Here is a 15,620-nt window from a genome sequence, read left to right on the forward strand (position 1 = left end):
CTAATCACTCCTTAATTGAATTCCCTAATTCATCTAATGGCGTTCCATCAGGTTGTCTATTGTTTAGGAAGTTATTCAACGTATTATTGCCATTTAGAACGCTCATGCTGTCTTGTGATGTCGATTCCGACTTGATACGTTCTACCTCTTCATAAACCCATTCATCTGTCTTATCAGGGTTGTTTAGTCTCACTGTTTCTTCAAGCGATTGTACTTTAGCATTGTACTTCGCAATATTCGCATCAGTGATTTCCTTTTCTGGCACCGGAATCATCGCTTGTACTGTGATGTTAGGCTCTTCAATGATGATACTGTCATTCTCTTTGTTCGCTAACCATAAGGCACTCTCGAATAACGTCTTAAGGAATTCAACATAATCATTTCTGATTTGTTCTGCTTTCATCAAAGATACAAGTAAGTCATAGAATTTTGCTACACCAGACTGTGGACTTGCAGTGTCTGTCCTTACAAATTCCATTGCTGCTTGTGATGTCTGCGTTTCTGCTAACATCCCTCTGATAATGTCTTTAAGATATGCCATATCACCTATCTTATCGACATCAATCTGATGTATCTGCATGACTTGACCATTCTCACCGATTTCTTGTATCTCTAAATCACGATGATCAATCTTGTTTTCATCGCCATATCTATCAGCTGCAATTGCTCGAAGTGTATCCATTGTTTCTCTTGTAATACTGATACGTGGCTTACCATTACGCTCAAATGTCTGAGATGCTCTTGTTAAGGTCCAGTTCACTTCGTCTTGTCGCCCTGCAAGTCCTTTAAGTTCAGATGAACCTAGCTTATTATAGAACGTTGCATTATTCGCAAGATAAGCTATAAACGAACGTTTACGACCTTCAAACTCTTGATATAACTGTTCGATGCCAATTTTTTCTTGAATGAAAGATAAATCTTCTACCTCTTCAAGTTGAGATTCACCATTTCTTTTGAATAACTTATGAAGTATAAGAAGTCTATCCTCATCTTCACGTTCAGTATAAATATGGACGTAATCAATACCCGTTTCTTTCTCTTCTTCAGTTTGAGGTAATTCATATACTAAATCATATCCATGTCCATCATCATGAGGATAATAAACATTACGCTCCTTGAACATCAGCTTTAACTGTCCATTAATCATAGAAGGTACAGCTACGATACCACCATCAACTAACAATTGAGTGATGTTCATCTTATGATCAATCTTTGAGTTCTTAACAATCTGGTCTATCGTTTCTTGCTGCAAGTCAATGACTTCACTGTTGTACGAATTATCAACTGTTCCCTCAATCATTTTCGCTTCTTCTGTCGTTGTGTCATTCGCTAACTCTTCCTTATTCGGGAAGTTAGTCTTAACCTTACCAATGCCACGACTGATTAACAGCGAAGGTGTATCAACGATAATTTTACAGATGTTAAGCATGAGATAAGGTGTCATTACGTTCTTAGCGTTGTACTCTCCGTATTGCAAAATATCAATTATCTCGCCTTTACTGATTAACTCTTTAGCTCTAGGAAAGATATTTGCATGTTTACCATCGTATAAATCACGATAGAAATACATGTCATCATGCTTTTTCTTTATAAAGTCTTTATCAAACTTCTTCCACTCGTTCATTGTCGCCCTCCTTTACCATGCGCTTTGTTGTCTAATGTAGTCACCCTTAGGAACTGCTACATCATAATCATCAAGTCCGTACCACATAGCCGAGAATGTATGTGGGTCAATATTGAATTGGTCCTCAATGATTTCATCGTTATTGTTAGTCTTATATGTTAAATCTTGTAGCTCATCGATATGATTTACACATTTATCTGAACATATAATACGTTTGAACCGTTTCACCTTCTTTGTGTATTCGGCACGTGAACCGGCATACTTCTTAGCTTTTCTTAGATTCATACCTTTTTTGTTTAGATATTTGATTGTGCTGTCTTCATGGTCAGCTTTTATAAGTGTTCTGCCTAGATAAGCTAACTCCTGGTACAGTTCTTCATCATCTTGCTCTTTCGTATAGACTTCATCATAAATGTATAACCACATATTCTTTTCATCTATGGCCATTCGTGATAATGCGTTGAATGAAGTAACAAAACCAAAGTCGAGACCGTTCTTTAATAATCTTGCACTCGTTCTGTTTACTACTTTCATTACTTCATCATGCGCCATGACTTCGAATTGAGGTAATACCTTCTTACCATTTGCTCCAAATTGTCCTAGCCTAGCAACTCGGTGCAGATCAATATCATAGTTCTTCATGTCATCAAGCTGTGCAATATAATCATCAGGTAAAAAGTAGTTATCATCAGCTGTTGAATGATGATAGTACGTGTCCCCTAAAACGATTGTCTTTTCTTTGTATAAACGGTAATCATCTAACTTTATGACTTTCGCATCTTTGTTGATAAAGAAATGAAGATATGTCCAATTACTTTTACTCACTGGATTCGTAGACAATATCATGTAGTTTCTTAATCGTGGATGTCTTAAACGACCAATCAACTCTTTAAATCCTGCATACTTTATCTCTGAACACTCTTCTAACCATATCAGTGAGATGTCATTAATCGATTTCAATTTACCTGGCTTATCCATTCCTTTGAAAATAATCTGACTTCCATTTGGAAATGTTATCTTCATAGGACTTGTAGTAAGCCTTACACCTTTTGCATTCAGTTCTAAGTCATATATTATCTCTTCAAAGAGCGAGAAACATGAATCTCTAATAGTCTCAAATACTTCACGAACAACTAACGCTTTCCGCTTCTCAGATATCAATTTAAGAATGATCTTTAATGCAACGTGATACGATTTACTGCTACCATAACCACCAACAAGGAATTGAAACTTCTGATTCCAATCAAACAAGAATTCTTCAAAACGAGGATTAACTTCTTTATTCAACTGAACAGCTTCTGTCATTCTCGTCCCTCTTTTCTTGTGATTAAGATTTCTAATGGTTTATCAGATTGTGCTCCATTCTCATTCTGTTGCTTAATCTGTGTTAATTGTTCATGCATAACAGCAACTTGCAACTTACGATAATCATCATCAGCTGCATGTAATGAGAATTGCTTCAACGCACTCCTTAGTTCAGCCATTGCTCGTGATTGTGCACTTAAAAAAGATGCATACTTTTCATAAGCGAATGAAATCTTATATCCATCTCCAAACTCACTGGTAGATGTTATTCCACTCGTATGATCGTTAGCATCTTCTACCCACATTACTTTTTGCGCTCTTATTATTGCTGCAAATTGTATTTGTATCTGAGCCCATATAATATCTGCTGCATCCATTGAATCAGCTATGCCCATAAGCTCCATCGTCTCTTTAGGAATGTACCTACTCAGTAATCCATGCTTCACAGCAAAGTTGTTCCGTTCTGTGAACTGATTAGGTGGATTAGGATTCCCACTCTTTCTTCTTATATCTGTTGTATCTTGTGGATGCTTCTTTTTTGCAACTTTCTTAGTTGCATCCTTTTTCTTGGTTGCAACCTTATTCCACCCTTCACGACTAATTTTAGATTTCAATGTACCTAATTTAATGTCGTGCTTTTCAGCTAAATCCTTAAGCTTAAACTTACCTGTGTCATAATCTTCTTTTACTGCGTCCCAATTTGTACTCATGCATCATCAACAACTTCAATCTCGTTCATCTCATATCTCACAACCTTTACGTTACTAAACTCTATTTATTTTATTGCATTAAAAAACACCCACATAAGTGAGTGTTAAAATTATTTTATATCAGAATTCATGTAGTGCATTCCCACCGAAGCGATAACATTTCCTAATTTACCATATTCAGTACTTCTGATATAAGAATTATCATAAATTACACCATCAATTGAAGTAAATTGTTTTCTGTTACTAATAATTGATTCTGCCTCTTTATGTGCATCTTCTACCTCTACTGCTTCAACCTTAATTGCCTCAATAACTTCATTGCCGTTTAACATAGTATGTTTTACACCTAGAAATAAATTAAGCATTTCATTCGCTCCCTTTGTAATTAATTGGCACATTTACATGTACAGTTTAATAATACAAAAACCACCTAGAAATTACTAGATGGTTTCCATACATATTTTTTGAAAGGAGATTACTCATGGCAAAGTAAACGAAGAACCGCTAGGTTCATGCAGTGCGAGGTACAAAAACAAGTTTTTGAACGATTGTAGTGTACTACGCTCCGACCTACCTCCCATTATAGAGAATTTTTATAACCTTTCATAATTTTGAAAATAAGTAAAGTAAATTTGTGGATAACTTAGTCTTTCAATAGTTCTGCAATTTCATTAAAAATCTGACTGATTCTTTGAGGGGAGCAATCAAGTTTTTCAGCTGAATCGTATATTGTATATCCTGATAGTTTGTCTGATAATACGATTGCCATTCTTTCATCGATTACTCTGTCCCATCTATTTTGAATGTACTTCACTTTGTTCTCAAGCCTTGTAATTGTCTTATCCGTCTTAAGAATTCGATTAATCTCGTTAAATACTGGATCAGAATTACTTCCATTACCTTTTGGCAGCGTTGCTTCAATGCCATATAACGCTGTATTACCACCCATAATATTTTCATAATAACTTCTTTTTAATTCGAATATTCTTTTGATATAAATCGGATAATTATTGATGATATCTTTAATCTGTTCGGTCGTATAAGTCATGGTTTATTGTTCCCCTTTATAAGTAGTTGTAGATGATTCCGTTACTGCTTGTGATTGGCCTTTTATTCTCTTTAAACCAGGTATATGGAATACTAGCTCTATTTAACGTTTCCTTGAGCTCCTTTAGTTCTTGGATGTCTAATCTATATAACTCGTTGAACTTCGTAAATAAGATAAGAATAAAGCAAATGCCACCCTTTTCATGAGTCTTGGTCAAGTACTCGATCTGGTGCTGCTCGATATTCTTAAATGGCAGATTGGTCAGTGATGTCTGCTTTGTATCGAATGCGATAAATTTACCGTCGTGAATGCCGATAAAGTCGACTGTTGATTTCTTGGTGTACCTAGCATCAAATATCTTTCCGTTCCTACTCCTGTGTGTCATCGGCGTTGGAATCTTATTGATTGTCGCTATACCTTTTAAATCATATTGAATATTGGATCGTTCGATTAATGTCTCGAGGTATTTACCTCTATTACGTTGACTTGTTTTCTTTTGCATTCCTACCTCCCAAGAAGTTCTTTAATACGTTTAAAGATGCCTTTGTTTTGTCCTTAGTACGTTCCACGTTTTTGTCTTGCATGATTCTCTGCGTTCTTTCTGTCGTATGCTTGTTCGATGTCGTCTAACGTGAATGCGTAGTGGTCTGCTAATACGAGTAGATATGCGTAAGTTTCATGTAAATTATCTGATTTAATTAAATGATTTATTTTACACACATCACCTAAATAATTAGTTACATCTTTTAACTGTTCTTCAGTAGGGATATGTTTGTTTATTTTTCCTATATGATACTCCGTATTGAAGCTCATTTTATTCATTATCAAATGCAGGAAGTGAATAACGTCCACTAGTTCATCAATGATTCTATCAGGATTCACTGCTTTCTGTTTCCAATACTTCCATACGTCGTGACATTCATTGACCAACTCGTGCAGTTCTACTCTCAAAGCGATAGAGTGTTGAATATTTAAATCGTATTTCCACTCATCTTCACTAATCCCAAACTTCTCTCTAATCATGCTGTCTAACTCTTCTTGTTTCTTGCTGAACTTCTCGAATAACTCGGTTGTCATTTTAATCATTACTTATCCCTCTCTTCTCATCACTTTATGTTCTTTTACTTTGTAAAATTCTTTATATGGTACTTCTAATGTTTTTAGGTAGTCCTTAGCACATTGTTTGTTTGAAAATGATTCAACAATCTGATTCTGCGGATCAATTACATTCCAGTCGCTATGTGAGTATATAATTTTCATTCGTCATTCTCCTTAACTTTTATTAGAACTCCTAGTTCAATTTGTTTCTCTATATCGTATGGGAAACGGTAGTTGGCATCGAACCACGTCTGATTCTTCTTATCTTCAATTCCTACAGACAAAAAGTAGTAATCGTTAGGTTTGTTGTAGTTTAATGTGTTAGCCATTTCTGTACCGTATTTATATTTGAGTTGGAACATCATTCATTCTCCTTTTCTGTACTTAAATCTATCTACAGGCATAAATAGCTCGAATGGTTCTACTTCTAAAAAATCGGCAATTTTAGTGATTGTTTCATTTTGAATTCCTTTAAACGTTCCGTTCGTCAATGATGTGATTGTTGTTTTAGACATTTTTAATTGATCAGATATTTCTGTAGATGTCACATCTTTAATACTCATGAACACTCTTATATTAGTAGCAACGATTTGATTCAACTCCACAATCCTCTCTCCTTTCGTGATTTACTCTTCTGAACTTATATACTTTCCATCTCTGAATCGTCCTATTACGTCCTCACTTTTCAATGCTCTGTTCATTTTAGTTTTATAAAGTATTAATTTAAGCCATTCATTTTCAGGTCTGTTTCCTTCTTCTAATGCTTGCTGAAACGTGTCATAAATTCCGTAAGCTGAATCGTATGGTATAGAAAGTACATAATATTCTTTCTCGTCTTTACTCATCTCTCATTTCCTCCTTATAATTTACGCATTTAAGATAGGTAGTTCAAAATTCCCAATTCTTAATGAAGCTACACTATAATAATATCCACCATTACCTCCATCAGCTTCCACCATGTTTTGTGCAATTACATTCTGATTATGGAATAAAGTCAATACTGCTTCACTTTCTCTTGTATCTCTACTTTCATTCCACTCGTTGTCTTTAACAACGTTATATTCAACATTAGTAATTGCTGCATCAAGTTCGACATTTTTAAATGTGCCATCAGCCCATGCACAGCAGTCTTGATCTGAACAGTAAACTTCAACTTTTGTTCCGTCTTCTAGGATAATGTAATCTTCTTTCCACTCAATAACTTTCTTATACAATAGTAAGTCTTTCACTTTTTCAAAATCTTGTTTGTTAATTTCCATATTAATCCTCCTAATTGTTCTCGATAAAAGATTGCTTTTAAATGTTTTCTAGTAGTTCTGGATGCTCATGAATGTTGCCGATGACTTCAATCGTCTGGTCTGTATTCATTAAATAACTCAATACATTGCATTCGTAATTCCAATCATCTGGAAATGGAACATCGAATCCAGGGTAATCAAATTCAATCATATTTTTTACAAAACTAATAAAGTAATCATCATCTTGCGACACTTTAACTACATCCCCCTCAAAAATCTCCTTACCATTCTTATCATGTAAGCCTGTTGATTGCATGAGATATTTTTCATCAACATCTTTCCAACCAACCCCCTCTGTTACTTCAACAAAAATCTTATTACCTCTAAAGCGGTTATAAGTTATCCTAACTTGGTCATTCATGAATTTAACATCGTGTTCCCAAACCCTAAACTTCGGTATCATACTTTCTCCTCCTTAAAATAACTCCATCTGTTCTCCCTGCTGTAGCAATCCTTTATTATCTTTAGACCATAGCAGTACCAACTCTCCGTCAATTCTTTCGAATACTTGAATAAATGGACTATTGTATTTTCTAATTGATTCTAGGAACTCATTAACTGAGCCTTTAAATCCATAGTTCGTGTGCTGCTTTCTTAACCCTGTGCCATGTTCTACCATCATGTCTCTATACTTATCCATGTAGCACCTCACAATCAAATATCGTTACCTGCAACCCAGGTACGTAATCAGCTTTATTCTTATAAAATCGTTCCATGTCGTTCATTGAATCGAATTCCTCAACATAGACTTCTGATCCAACGTCTAATGCGACATAGGTATCTCCCTTTTCTTCGTCAGCATCAACTGAGAAGTAGATAGTACCGTAATGGTTATCAGTACTATCAGTCTCCCAATTATTTCGCATGTAATGATTGAAGAGTTGTCTCCACTTGCTATAGCTTAAAAATTTAATCATCTCGCATCAGCGACTTTGTTATCACGTTCTAAGAAGCTGATTATTCTGTCTGCATAATCCACAATCTTTTTAAGTTCATTGATTTCTTCATCCTTACGACCTGTTCTTGTCGCATATTTGATGATGTTACCAATCATGAAACCTTTATACGCTTCATAGCTGAATTGAGATTCCAGGAATCCGATAACATCTGTACCTAGTCCGTTTGGAGCATAATGTGATGGTGGATTGATGTTTTTTATAGCCAGTTCTTTATTTTCAATCTCGCTTAATAATTGAGATTGGATTAATTTATTTCTATCAATATTGAGAGTTAAATGAGGACCTTTTTCCCATTTCGCATTTGAAACATCATCATCTTTCGACATTAATGCTTCATATGATTTTTCTAATGTTACAAACTCAGTTTCTAGCTTTTGAATAGTATTTTGTTTCTCTTCTAATTTCTTTTCATAGCTTGTAACTAATTCTGTTTCTTTATCCTGCTGCTCTTTAATCACTTGATTCGCTTGTTGTAACGATTCTTTCAAATTCTTGTTCGCTTCAGCTGATACTTCAATCGTGCGTTTGTGTTGATTTAACTCTTTCTCATATTTCGATGTTAAGAATCTATCGTTTATCTTTAATGCGTCTGCACTCTTTTTGTCTAAACGATCATAAGAATGTTTTAATGATTTAATGTCACGTTCTTTAGCTTTGATATTTAAATCTTTTAACTGTAGTTCTTCGTCTTTTTTCTCTGCTTTTTCAATGTGCTGTCTGATTTGATTCAATAAATCGTTTCTCTCAGCATTCAGTTTGATAACTTCTTCGTTGCTCTTATTATGTTCTTTTTGAAGCTCTTCAAATTTATTCTTAAGGTCATTCACAATCTTCTGATGTTCTGCTTTCTCAATCACATCATTAACAGGGATAGTGCTTGCTCCTTTATTCTTTTCTACAGGCTTCGTCTTAACTACTGGCACTTCATCAACAATAAGTCCCTGCTCTCTTTCTGCCTTTAACTTTTTAAATTCTTTCATATTCTCACTTCTGAATTGCAGTAGCGTTTGATATGCCACACCAATTTTAGCTGCTGCTTCTTTTAGCGTTTTCGTTTCATGAATGATTTGATCAACCTCTGTTATTACTAAACCTCTTAATGTCTTTGCCATAATTAAATCTCTCCATTCTCATCGATGTTTATCAGTTCATCGATTGTCATATTTAATTTCTTACACAAACTGTTCAATGTATCTGTAAAGTGTCGTTTTCTATTAAGTTCGATATCGCCGAGATAACTCTTAGATATTCCTATAGATTCAGCGAATTCACGTTGCGACATTCTTTTATGTTTTCTAATCCATCTGACTTTTGCACCAATATTCACATTTCCATACTGCATAATCAGGCTCCTGTCCTAGCGTTAAATAGATCCGGATAACGCTCAATGTATTTCTTCGGAATAGGTGCGCCTGCTTCAATCATTCGAATAACAGTCTGTCTACCGCTATCCACCGCTTTTCTCTTTCTTATCGGTGTTGTTGCTGCTTTTTTCAGCGACCATTTGAAAGTGAAATGACGATGCCAGAATATATTCTTGTTGATGCCATTCTCAACTGCTATATCGCTCCACTTCTTGTATTCATCAGAAGTATTGTTAAATCTTTCTTTAGGACTTGTTATCGCTTCTTCAAACGTCATACCTCTTTTGACTACTCGCTCTCTATAAGCGTTGTAACTAACCTTTGAACGGTGTTTGTTATCTATCCAATATTGTCCCATCGGTGTCGCTTTCATAAGTATCTCCCCTTACTCATATTCAACTTCATGCGGCATTGTCATACCTGCGTATGTTTCTTCATTCGTTTCTTTCACGACTTTATAAATAATTGTTTTATCTGAACCATGATTTGTTAATTCGATACGAGCGACATCATCGATGCCGACCTCGTATACGAATAACTCACATCTAATCTTTTTTATTTTCATAAAATCTGAAAGATATCAATTTGTCCTAACTCTTCTTCTCTCATCAAGTTATGGATATTGATAAACTCCTGTAGTTCTTCGCGTGTAACTTCTTTTTGTACATGTTTCAAAATTCCTATTCCAATAAGTCTGTAACCATCACGTCCTCTTAATGGAATTACTGTAACTGTCCATTCTTTCTTCTGGTCATAAAGTTTGAATCTATTTAGCAAACTCATAAGTTCACTCCTTGGTCATATAATTCATGGTTTATATTGTGATTGAGTTGATTAACATTAAACTTGTTGCTGGTCTTATCAACTCTATCGATGCACATCTTTATTTTTATACCACCTTTTTCTCTGGTCATGAGTGTGACATATCCCTTAATGCCTTTGGTCGATAGGTACTCCTGGATTGCATATTCTTCTGAATAGAATCCCGCTTCTTTAAAGCGCTGATCAAAATGCTTTGCAACATCTGAATTCAAGTAATAGACTTCTGATTTTGACATTTGAATCACTCCTTTAGAGCATTATAATTTTGTATTTATCACCATTTCTATGAACTGCAACATCCTTTCCCCTAGTTGTTATGCCGCTGATGTAACCGTGAGATCTTCCTAGAAAAAACCCTGCTCTAGCCTTACTTATAAATTCATATTCAATTCCAGTCTTTATGTGAATTAATTTTACTTCCATATTTGTATTCATTAATCCGTTTTCGAAAGCATGTCTGCTATTTTCTAAATGATTACACCATTCAAGATTTGACACATGATTATTTCTAGGATTTCCATCTATATGATTGATGCATTCTTTTCCTGGTATCACAGGTAAAAATGCTTTTCCAACTAGTTGATGAACTAAGAATGACTTATCTTGTTTATCTTTCCACAAAGAAACTCTTACATCTCTACCTTTCGGATTTTTTTCTTTCAAAACCCTAGATTTCCACACTCTTATTCCGTGCCGATCTGAGTACGTTACCTTACCTTCTTTCGTTCGTACTCTTCCGTGATTACTTACTTCATATATCCCTTCATAACCAACTACGTCTTTCCATATTTCAATATCAGAATGGCAATGTTGAATCATCGGCATACACTTCACCTACAGTTGAATTAGCAAATGGATTTTCATGTTGTTGCGAGTATCCGTTATTTGCGTTATTTTGCCCTCTGTTGACGTTTTGGTTATTTTGGTTATTGTTGTTCGTCTGAGTATGATTCGCTTGTTGTACGCTGTTATTTTGTTGATTTTGGCTATTCTTTGGTTCTAGGAACTGAACGCTATCACAAATCACTTCTGTAACGAATACACGCTGTCCTTCTTTGTTATCGTAGCTGCGTGATTGCAATCTTCCGTCAACACCGACTAGACTGCCTTTACTTAAGAAGTTGTTAACATTTTCTGCTTGTTTACGGAAAGTCACACAGTTAATAAAATCTGCCTGTTTTTCTCCCTGGTCGTTCGTAAACATGCGATTTACTGCTAATGTGAATGTTGCGACTGATACTCCTGATGTTGTGACTCTGAATTCTGGATTTTTTGTTAATCGCCCCGTAAGTACTACTCTGTTAATCATTTCATTTCCTCCATCACAGCATTAATTTGATTGATCATTGAATCTGCAAAATCAAGAAACTGTCCTCTGTCGACATCTTCCTCTGATGCTCTCACGTTATGCCTAGCAATAACGACCTGTACTTTTAATTCCTTAACTTTAGTCTTAAGCTGTCGCAGTTTCTGTTGGTCCATATTCCTCAATCCCCTTTCGAGTTTGTAACTCGTGGTCCTTTTGTGCTACTAGAACACGTAACTCTAATTCATTTGTTGCCCAGTCAATCATTCGTTGCGCATATATTTCTGTACAGTTAAGGCGTCTCATGATTTGTTCTTTAGTCATGCTTGATCACCTCCGTAACATTTTCTAATGCAGAAACCATGCGGCCAGCTATTTTACTTAGCACACGTTCTTTCATTTTCAACTCCTGCATTCTTTCGTTCGATACAACTACGAAGTTTTCATCATGAAGTAGCCTTGCGTATTCCTTAATTGCTTGTTCTTTCGATTGTTCTTTTTGTTGATCCTTAATTTGTTCTAACTGCTCAAAATCCCATTTATAACTTTGTTTTTCGCTTTTTCTATCAACCAGCTTGTCGATTGTTCTTTTAAGAATATCTTCAACATACTGCATCGTTCTGTATTCAGGATTTAGAAATGTTGGTGTACCTAAACCAAACTTTTCATCCATTTCGATTTTCTTTGGTGATAAATCTGTTGCGTGTGCACAATCAAATCCGATGACACCATCGTTCTCATAAGTGATGCCACCATGAAAATTGTTTTCTATAATATCTCTTTCTCCCTCATTTTTAGGCGTGTAATGAAGATAGCCACATAGATGACCCAGGTGCTCATGCCTAACAATTTCATACTTAAAACCTTTGTAGGTTTGAGATTTGAAGTTCCCCTCGTTCTTTATTGCTTCTTTCATTTCCTTGAGTTCCATTCGTTTCACTTCTCCTTTTGTATGTTTATTGCATTCTTCTGTCTGCACCATCTAATGTTAAAAACGTTGCACCATTGCATATTCTTGAATAAGCACGTTTCAGCATAAAATCTGATGGCATTTCATTAATGATGTCTAAGTTCGTTGTATAGATTGTATTCAAGCCTTGTCGCTTATTCGTGATCTCATACAACTTCTCGCATGCCCAGTCTGTTTGCTTGTTTGCTCCTACATCATCCAGGACCAATAAATCTACTTCACTAACTAATCGCATGATTTTTTCTTCTGTATCATCATTCTTTTTGTTAAATGATGCTTTGATGAGTGATAAAAGCTCAACATTATCGATGAAAAGCACTGTATTACCTTTGTCTTTCAAGTATCTTGCTATTGAAAATGCAAGGAATGACTTGCCTGTTCCTGTATCACCCTGTATAACGATTGTTTTAGGATTTTGTTTGCTAAATTCCTTACAAAAGTTAGATGCTACTTTATAAGCGTTGTATATCTCAGGACTTGCTTTTTCGAGATCGATATCATTATTTTTGAATGATGCCTTTTTTAGATCCGGATTAATCAACGATTGATTGAAGTAATAGTTAATCTTTCTTTGCTGCATTCGTTTCTTATCTGCTCTCACTAACTCTCTAAGGTGACAGTCACATTTGATTACTAGCTCGCGCGTTCCATTATCATTTATTTTATATGTGTTCTTTGTACCGCATTTATCACATGTTTCCTCTTCGATTTCTGGAATACCTCGATTTGCTACTGCTTTCATAAGTTCACTATTCAGTAATGATTTCAACATCTTCACCACCTAACATCTGTCTCATGTTTCTTTCGTTACGTTCTTTAAGTCTTGCAATTTCTTCAGGCGAACGTTTTGTCGTCTGCACATTAGGTTTAACTTGATTATTATCCTTAGACTTTCTTCTGCGTTCATTAGCATCTATTTCAGCTATTGTTCTAAATCCTTTGTTATACCAATTCTTCAACGTTCCATTGACATAACTATAGTTTTTAATACCTGCTTCAATACCTACATCTAATGCTTTGCTGACGATAGAGTCTCCTTCATCTCCGAAATCATCTATCCAAGCAAATAACTTCTGCATTGTAATTGGATCGAGGTAGCCATAACCACCATTTTCGAAGATATCGAATGACGAAGGACGAGTTGTTTCTCTCTTTGTCTTCTCTTTCTCTAAATCTATCTCTTTCTCTTTCTCTATCTCTGTGTAACGGTCAGGTAACTCTGCAGTAACGTTGTTACCTTTCAATTGTTTTTGTTCTTTCTCTCTTGCTCGTTTCCTTCTCATCATAGCTGCTTTATCTGTCTCACTACCTATCATTGAAGCTATATTAGTAAGTTCGAATTCATCTTGATGTTCTGTATCAAAAGCGATTAAGCCTTTCTTTTGTAAGAACTGCATAGTTACCTGTACATTCTCAACTGATTCATCGATCTCTAAAGCGACTTCTTCAGAAAATTCATCTGTCAAACCGTCAAAGTAAATTTTTCCGTCATTTTTTAAGCTGAGCAATAATAACTTAAGATATATGATTGTGTACGTATCTCCCCCAGCAATCTTTCTCAGCAGTTTTATTTCTTTTTGATTGAAAAAGTCTTCTTTCAGTTTCAACCAAAAGTACCTTTTTGTCTTGGCCATAACTTACTCCTTTCTAAAACACATATACAGGTTTACCAGTAACCTTCTGTACCTCTTTCTTAAATAACTGTTCATCTGAATTTAAGTCTGATAAATGAATTAAGTATGTTTCTTGTAATTCCGATAAATCACATGACTCAAGAAAAGTTATCAGATTTTCCAAACTAAAATGACTTTTTTCTATACGTTTTTTCAGACTTCCATTTAATCTTCCGTTCATAACATTCATTTCAAGTATTTTCAGGCTATTGTTACATTCAATTAACAGATGTGTGATGCCTTGGAAGTAATACCTGACATAGTAAGTGTCAGTTGCGAAAAGTAACTTCTCACCGGTTAATTCTGATTGAATCAGATATCCCAAGGGACATTCGGTGTCATGCTCTGTTTCAAAAGGTAATATCGTGAATGTACCTATGTTAAACAGCGATAATGGATGCAAACCTTTTAGTCTATGATGGTTATACGCATTATTTTGAGTTATCAATGCATCCTTCTCATCATTTGCTATGAAACAATCAATTCCTTTTGTGAGAAGCGATTTCAAACCTTTAATATGATCACCATGCCTATGACTGATGATGCAACCAGCAAGAGAACTTAATCTGAAACCACATGCTTTTTGAATAGTTTTAATCGTCAATCCACATTCTATTAATATTTCAGTAGCTCCATCAGACAACAAATAGCAGTTGCCTGATGTTCCACTACCGATACATTGAATGTTCATTAGAATAAGCTCTCTTCAAACAATGTGTCTTCAGCTTGAACAGGTAATCCTTGATTAATAACTACAGGTTCTGGCTCTTGTCTCGGTTTTTGTTGATTAAGATCAGGCGCTTGTTCAACAGTTGGGATATCGATTAGCGTTTGATTTGCTTTCTGTTTGATTTCTTCTTGAACATTTACTTGTGGTTCTGATGGTGCTTCTTCTTCTGTATACATTTGATTTAATTTTTCAGGGAACGCTTCACGTAACGCATTTACAATTGCAGTTTTACGAATCATGTTGTTAGGCATCTGTTTCCATGTTGACTGACCTTTCGAAAATTCTTGCATTGATATTTTAATAACTACAGGTCTTTCTCTGTCTTTACGATAAACTTTTGCCCAACCACCTAATAACACATCATTTTTAAGGCTAACTGCTCCTTCAAGTTCAACCATCTGACCGTCACGTTCGACAATAATACCTGCTTCTAATCCGTTGTACTGTTCGTGTGATTCAGCACGCTTCATAAATGCTTCTTTAGATACAATAATTTGAGCAGGTGCTCCCTTGAATTTAATTAGGTAAGCTTCGTTTAGCCACGGATTCAATTCTTGAAATTGACATAGTTGCAAGAACATTAATACTTCTTGATCTGATACCTCAGCGCCGCCTCTTATAAGATATTGTTTAATCATCTCTCCACTAAGTCTTACTGGTTTACCATTCACTTCATACTCTACTGATTTTGTTAATAATGTATTGTTTGTCAT

Annotated in this window: 30 protein-coding genes; all 30 read right to left on the bottom strand. The window is 35.2% G+C overall.

The window, feature by feature from the left end:
• Window positions 1-4 precede the first annotated feature (4 nt).
• A complete protein-coding gene (locus QNJ52_RS00140) occupies window positions 5-1,624 on the bottom strand; it encodes a hypothetical protein (protein ID WP_283721590.1) in 1,620 nt (539 codons plus the stop codon).
• A 12-nt stretch (window positions 1,625-1,636) separates the two neighbouring features.
• Complete coding sequence (locus QNJ52_RS00145; protein WP_101176117.1) at window positions 1,637-2,929, bottom strand: PBSX family phage terminase large subunit; 1,293 nt, start codon at window positions 2,927-2,929, stop codon at window positions 1,637-1,639.
• Window positions 2,926-3,639 carry a hypothetical protein gene (locus tag QNJ52_RS00150; RefSeq protein WP_283721591.1) on the bottom strand — a complete coding sequence of 238 codons (714 nt, stop codon included), beginning with the start codon at window positions 3,637-3,639 and terminating at the stop codon, window positions 2,926-2,928. Before QNJ52_RS00150 ends, QNJ52_RS00145 begins: the two co-directional genes overlap by 4 nt.
• A 110-nt stretch (window positions 3,640-3,749) precedes the next feature.
• Entirely contained in the window at window positions 3,750-4,004 is a 255-nt protein-coding gene (locus QNJ52_RS00155; RefSeq protein WP_101176121.1) for a hypothetical protein, read from the bottom strand.
• Between the two features lie 278 nt (window positions 4,005-4,282).
• Window positions 4,283-4,687, bottom strand: coding sequence for a hypothetical protein (locus tag QNJ52_RS00160; protein WP_219492021.1), 405 nt, complete (start codon window positions 4,685-4,687; stop codon window positions 4,283-4,285).
• A 16-nt stretch (window positions 4,688-4,703) separates the two neighbouring features.
• On the bottom strand, window positions 4,704-5,189 hold the full coding sequence (locus tag QNJ52_RS00165) for a Holliday junction resolvase RecU (protein WP_283721592.1): 486 nt from the start codon (window positions 5,187-5,189) through the stop codon (window positions 4,704-4,706).
• Window positions 5,190-5,242: 53 nt separating this feature from the next.
• Window positions 5,243-5,773, bottom strand: a complete 531-nt coding sequence (locus tag QNJ52_RS00170) for a dUTP diphosphatase (protein ID WP_283721593.1) — start codon at window positions 5,771-5,773, stop codon at window positions 5,243-5,245.
• A 3-nt stretch (window positions 5,774-5,776) separates the two neighbouring features.
• A complete protein-coding gene (locus QNJ52_RS00175) occupies window positions 5,777-5,947 on the bottom strand; it encodes a hypothetical protein (RefSeq protein WP_283721594.1) in 171 nt (56 codons plus the stop codon).
• A complete protein-coding gene (locus tag QNJ52_RS00180) occupies window positions 5,944-6,147 on the bottom strand; it encodes a hypothetical protein (RefSeq protein ID WP_283721595.1) in 204 nt (67 codons plus the stop codon). The genes QNJ52_RS00175 and QNJ52_RS00180 overlap by 4 nt, the downstream gene beginning before the upstream one ends.
• 3 nt (window positions 6,148-6,150) lie before the next feature.
• The gene (locus QNJ52_RS00185; protein WP_101141824.1) at window positions 6,151-6,390 is read right to left on the bottom strand and encodes a helix-turn-helix domain-containing protein; all 240 of its coding nucleotides are present in this window, start codon (window positions 6,388-6,390) and stop codon (window positions 6,151-6,153) included.
• 21 nt (window positions 6,391-6,411) lie between these two features.
• Complete coding sequence (locus QNJ52_RS00190) at window positions 6,412-6,630, bottom strand: hypothetical protein (protein WP_101041640.1); 219 nt, start codon at window positions 6,628-6,630, stop codon at window positions 6,412-6,414.
• A 21-nt stretch (window positions 6,631-6,651) separates the two neighbouring features.
• Window positions 6,652-7,044, bottom strand: coding sequence for a DUF7448 domain-containing protein (locus tag QNJ52_RS00195; protein WP_283721596.1), 393 nt, complete (start codon window positions 7,042-7,044; stop codon window positions 6,652-6,654).
• 37 nt (window positions 7,045-7,081) lie between these two features.
• Window positions 7,082-7,486 carry a YopX family protein gene (locus QNJ52_RS00200; RefSeq protein WP_283721597.1) on the bottom strand — a complete coding sequence of 135 codons (405 nt, stop codon included), beginning with the start codon at window positions 7,484-7,486 and terminating at the stop codon, window positions 7,082-7,084.
• A 12-nt stretch (window positions 7,487-7,498) separates the two neighbouring features.
• Window positions 7,499-7,723 (bottom strand): hypothetical protein, encoded by a 225-nt coding sequence (locus QNJ52_RS00205; RefSeq protein ID WP_101174821.1) that lies wholly within the window; start codon window positions 7,721-7,723, stop codon window positions 7,499-7,501.
• Window positions 7,716-7,949 (bottom strand): hypothetical protein, encoded by a 234-nt coding sequence (locus QNJ52_RS00210; RefSeq protein WP_283721598.1) that lies wholly within the window; start codon window positions 7,947-7,949, stop codon window positions 7,716-7,718. Before QNJ52_RS00210 ends, QNJ52_RS00205 begins: the two co-directional genes overlap by 8 nt.
• Window positions 7,950-7,996: 47 nt before the next feature.
• On the bottom strand, window positions 7,997-9,154 hold the full coding sequence (locus QNJ52_RS00215; protein ID WP_283721599.1) for a DUF3310 domain-containing protein: 1,158 nt from the start codon (window positions 9,152-9,154) through the stop codon (window positions 7,997-7,999).
• A gap of 2 nt (window positions 9,155-9,156) precedes the next feature.
• Window positions 9,157-9,384, bottom strand: coding sequence for a helix-turn-helix domain-containing protein (locus tag QNJ52_RS00220; RefSeq protein WP_086038821.1), 228 nt, complete (start codon window positions 9,382-9,384; stop codon window positions 9,157-9,159).
• A gap of 2 nt (window positions 9,385-9,386) precedes the next feature.
• The gene (locus tag QNJ52_RS00225; protein ID WP_101035510.1) at window positions 9,387-9,779 is read right to left on the bottom strand and encodes a hypothetical protein; all 393 of its coding nucleotides are present in this window, start codon (window positions 9,777-9,779) and stop codon (window positions 9,387-9,389) included.
• A gap of 12 nt (window positions 9,780-9,791) precedes the next feature.
• Window positions 9,792-9,971, bottom strand: coding sequence for a hypothetical protein (locus QNJ52_RS00230; protein ID WP_283721600.1), 180 nt, complete (start codon window positions 9,969-9,971; stop codon window positions 9,792-9,794).
• Complete coding sequence (locus tag QNJ52_RS00235) at window positions 9,968-10,189, bottom strand: hypothetical protein (RefSeq protein ID WP_101040500.1); 222 nt, start codon at window positions 10,187-10,189, stop codon at window positions 9,968-9,970. The genes QNJ52_RS00230 and QNJ52_RS00235 overlap by 4 nt, the downstream gene beginning before the upstream one ends.
• On the bottom strand, window positions 10,186-10,464 hold the full coding sequence (locus QNJ52_RS00240; RefSeq protein ID WP_283721601.1) for a hypothetical protein: 279 nt from the start codon (window positions 10,462-10,464) through the stop codon (window positions 10,186-10,188). The genes QNJ52_RS00235 and QNJ52_RS00240 overlap by 4 nt, the downstream gene beginning before the upstream one ends.
• Before the next feature lie 13 nt (window positions 10,465-10,477).
• Window positions 10,478-11,053 carry an NUMOD4 motif-containing HNH endonuclease gene (locus QNJ52_RS00245; protein WP_283721602.1) on the bottom strand — a complete coding sequence of 192 codons (576 nt, stop codon included), beginning with the start codon at window positions 11,051-11,053 and terminating at the stop codon, window positions 10,478-10,480.
• The gene (gene ssb, locus QNJ52_RS00250) at window positions 11,025-11,537 is read right to left on the bottom strand and encodes a single-stranded DNA-binding protein (protein ID WP_283721603.1); all 513 of its coding nucleotides are present in this window, start codon (window positions 11,535-11,537) and stop codon (window positions 11,025-11,027) included. Before ssb ends, QNJ52_RS00245 begins: the two co-directional genes overlap by 29 nt.
• Window positions 11,534-11,710 carry a hypothetical protein gene (locus tag QNJ52_RS00255; RefSeq protein ID WP_283721604.1) on the bottom strand — a complete coding sequence of 59 codons (177 nt, stop codon included), beginning with the start codon at window positions 11,708-11,710 and terminating at the stop codon, window positions 11,534-11,536. Before QNJ52_RS00255 ends, ssb begins: the two co-directional genes overlap by 4 nt.
• Complete coding sequence (locus QNJ52_RS00260; RefSeq protein ID WP_283721605.1) at window positions 11,682-11,858, bottom strand: hypothetical protein; 177 nt, start codon at window positions 11,856-11,858, stop codon at window positions 11,682-11,684. The genes QNJ52_RS00255 and QNJ52_RS00260 overlap by 29 nt, the downstream gene beginning before the upstream one ends.
• Entirely contained in the window at window positions 11,851-12,465 is a 615-nt protein-coding gene (locus QNJ52_RS00265; protein WP_283721606.1) for a hypothetical protein, read from the bottom strand. The genes QNJ52_RS00260 and QNJ52_RS00265 overlap by 8 nt, the downstream gene beginning before the upstream one ends.
• Window positions 12,466-12,490: 25 nt before the next feature.
• Entirely contained in the window at window positions 12,491-13,276 is a 786-nt protein-coding gene (locus QNJ52_RS00270; RefSeq protein WP_283721607.1) for an ATP-binding protein, read from the bottom strand.
• Window positions 13,254-14,138, bottom strand: a complete 885-nt coding sequence (locus QNJ52_RS00275; protein ID WP_283721608.1) for a phage replisome organizer N-terminal domain-containing protein — start codon at window positions 14,136-14,138, stop codon at window positions 13,254-13,256. Before QNJ52_RS00275 ends, QNJ52_RS00270 begins: the two co-directional genes overlap by 23 nt.
• Window positions 14,139-14,151: 13 nt before the next feature.
• Window positions 14,152-14,868: an MBL fold metallo-hydrolase gene (locus tag QNJ52_RS00280; protein WP_283721609.1), complete on the bottom strand. Its 717-nt coding sequence runs from the start codon at window positions 14,866-14,868 to the stop codon at window positions 14,152-14,154.
• The gene (gene bet, locus QNJ52_RS00285) at window positions 14,868-15,620 is read right to left on the bottom strand and encodes a phage recombination protein Bet (RefSeq protein WP_283721610.1); all 753 of its coding nucleotides are present in this window, start codon (window positions 15,618-15,620) and stop codon (window positions 14,868-14,870) included. Before bet ends, QNJ52_RS00280 begins: the two co-directional genes overlap by 1 nt.

Source organism: Macrococcus sp. S115 (genome assembly GCF_030067655.1).
GTDB lineage: Bacteria > Bacillota > Bacilli > Staphylococcales > Staphylococcaceae > Macrococcoides > Macrococcoides psychrotolerans.

Excerpts from the sequence above, each read along its gene's own strand:
- QNJ52_RS00215 (WP_283721599.1), bottom strand. The coding sequence starts at position 9,154 with ATGGCAAAGACATTAAGAGGTTTAGTAATAACAGAGGTTGATCAAATC.
- QNJ52_RS00275 (WP_283721608.1), bottom strand. The coding sequence starts at position 14,138 with ATGGCCAAGACAAAAAGGTACTTTTGGTTGAAACTGAAAGAAGACTTT.
- QNJ52_RS00270 (WP_283721607.1), bottom strand. The coding sequence starts at position 13,276 with ATGTTGAAATCATTACTGAATAGTGAACTTATGAAAGCAGTAGCAAAT.
- QNJ52_RS00225 (WP_101035510.1), bottom strand. The coding sequence starts at position 9,779 with ATGAAAGCGACACCGATGGGACAATATTGGATAGATAACAAACACCGT.
- bet (WP_283721610.1), bottom strand. The coding sequence starts at position 15,620 with ATGACAAACAATACATTATTAACAAAATCAGTAGAGTATGAAGTGAAT.
- QNJ52_RS00165 (WP_283721592.1), bottom strand. The coding sequence starts at position 5,189 with ATGCAAAAGAAAACAAGTCAACGTAATAGAGGTAAATACCTCGAGACA.
- QNJ52_RS00190 (WP_101041640.1), bottom strand. The coding sequence starts at position 6,630 with ATGAGTAAAGACGAGAAAGAATATTATGTACTTTCTATACCATACGAT.
- QNJ52_RS00145 (WP_101176117.1), bottom strand. The coding sequence starts at position 2,929 with ATGACAGAAGCTGTTCAGTTGAATAAAGAAGTTAATCCTCGTTTTGAA.
- QNJ52_RS00155 (WP_101176121.1), bottom strand. The coding sequence starts at position 4,004 with ATGCTTAATTTATTTCTAGGTGTAAAACATACTATGTTAAACGGCAAT.
- QNJ52_RS00180 (WP_283721595.1), bottom strand. The coding sequence starts at position 6,147 with ATGTTCCAACTCAAATATAAATACGGTACAGAAATGGCTAACACATTA.
- QNJ52_RS00245 (WP_283721602.1), bottom strand. The coding sequence starts at position 11,053 with ATGCCGATGATTCAACATTGCCATTCTGATATTGAAATATGGAAAGAC.
- QNJ52_RS00260 (WP_283721605.1), bottom strand. The coding sequence starts at position 11,858 with ATGACTAAAGAACAAATCATGAGACGCCTTAACTGTACAGAAATATAT.
- QNJ52_RS00235 (WP_101040500.1), bottom strand. The coding sequence starts at position 10,189 with ATGAGTTTGCTAAATAGATTCAAACTTTATGACCAGAAGAAAGAATGG.
- QNJ52_RS00230 (WP_283721600.1), bottom strand. The coding sequence starts at position 9,971 with ATGAAAATAAAAAAGATTAGATGTGAGTTATTCGTATACGAGGTCGGC.
- QNJ52_RS00280 (WP_283721609.1), bottom strand. The coding sequence starts at position 14,868 with ATGAACATTCAATGTATCGGTAGTGGAACATCAGGCAACTGCTATTTG.
- QNJ52_RS00150 (WP_283721591.1), bottom strand. The coding sequence starts at position 3,639 with ATGAGTACAAATTGGGACGCAGTAAAAGAAGATTATGACACAGGTAAG.
- QNJ52_RS00160 (WP_219492021.1), bottom strand. The coding sequence starts at position 4,687 with ATGACTTATACGACCGAACAGATTAAAGATATCATCAATAATTATCCG.
- QNJ52_RS00205 (WP_101174821.1), bottom strand. The coding sequence starts at position 7,723 with ATGGATAAGTATAGAGACATGATGGTAGAACATGGCACAGGGTTAAGA.
- QNJ52_RS00140 (WP_283721590.1), bottom strand. The coding sequence starts at position 1,624 with ATGAACGAGTGGAAGAAGTTTGATAAAGACTTTATAAAGAAAAAGCAT.
- ssb (WP_283721603.1), bottom strand. The coding sequence starts at position 11,537 with ATGATTAACAGAGTAGTACTTACGGGGCGATTAACAAAAAATCCAGAA.
- QNJ52_RS00175 (WP_283721594.1), bottom strand. The coding sequence starts at position 5,947 with ATGAAAATTATATACTCACATAGCGACTGGAATGTAATTGATCCGCAG.
- QNJ52_RS00265 (WP_283721606.1), bottom strand. The coding sequence starts at position 12,465 with ATGGAACTCAAGGAAATGAAAGAAGCAATAAAGAACGAGGGGAACTTC.
- QNJ52_RS00170 (WP_283721593.1), bottom strand. The coding sequence starts at position 5,773 with ATGATTAAAATGACAACCGAGTTATTCGAGAAGTTCAGCAAGAAACAA.
- QNJ52_RS00210 (WP_283721598.1), bottom strand. The coding sequence starts at position 7,949 with ATGCGAAATAATTGGGAGACTGATAGTACTGATAACCATTACGGTACT.
- QNJ52_RS00220 (WP_086038821.1), bottom strand. The coding sequence starts at position 9,384 with ATGCAGTATGGAAATGTGAATATTGGTGCAAAAGTCAGATGGATTAGA.
- QNJ52_RS00255 (WP_283721604.1), bottom strand. The coding sequence starts at position 11,710 with ATGGACCAACAGAAACTGCGACAGCTTAAGACTAAAGTTAAGGAATTA.
- QNJ52_RS00240 (WP_283721601.1), bottom strand. The coding sequence starts at position 10,464 with ATGTCAAAATCAGAAGTCTATTACTTGAATTCAGATGTTGCAAAGCAT.
- QNJ52_RS00195 (WP_283721596.1), bottom strand. The coding sequence starts at position 7,044 with ATGGAAATTAACAAACAAGATTTTGAAAAAGTGAAAGACTTACTATTG.
- QNJ52_RS00200 (WP_283721597.1), bottom strand. The coding sequence starts at position 7,486 with ATGATACCGAAGTTTAGGGTTTGGGAACACGATGTTAAATTCATGAAT.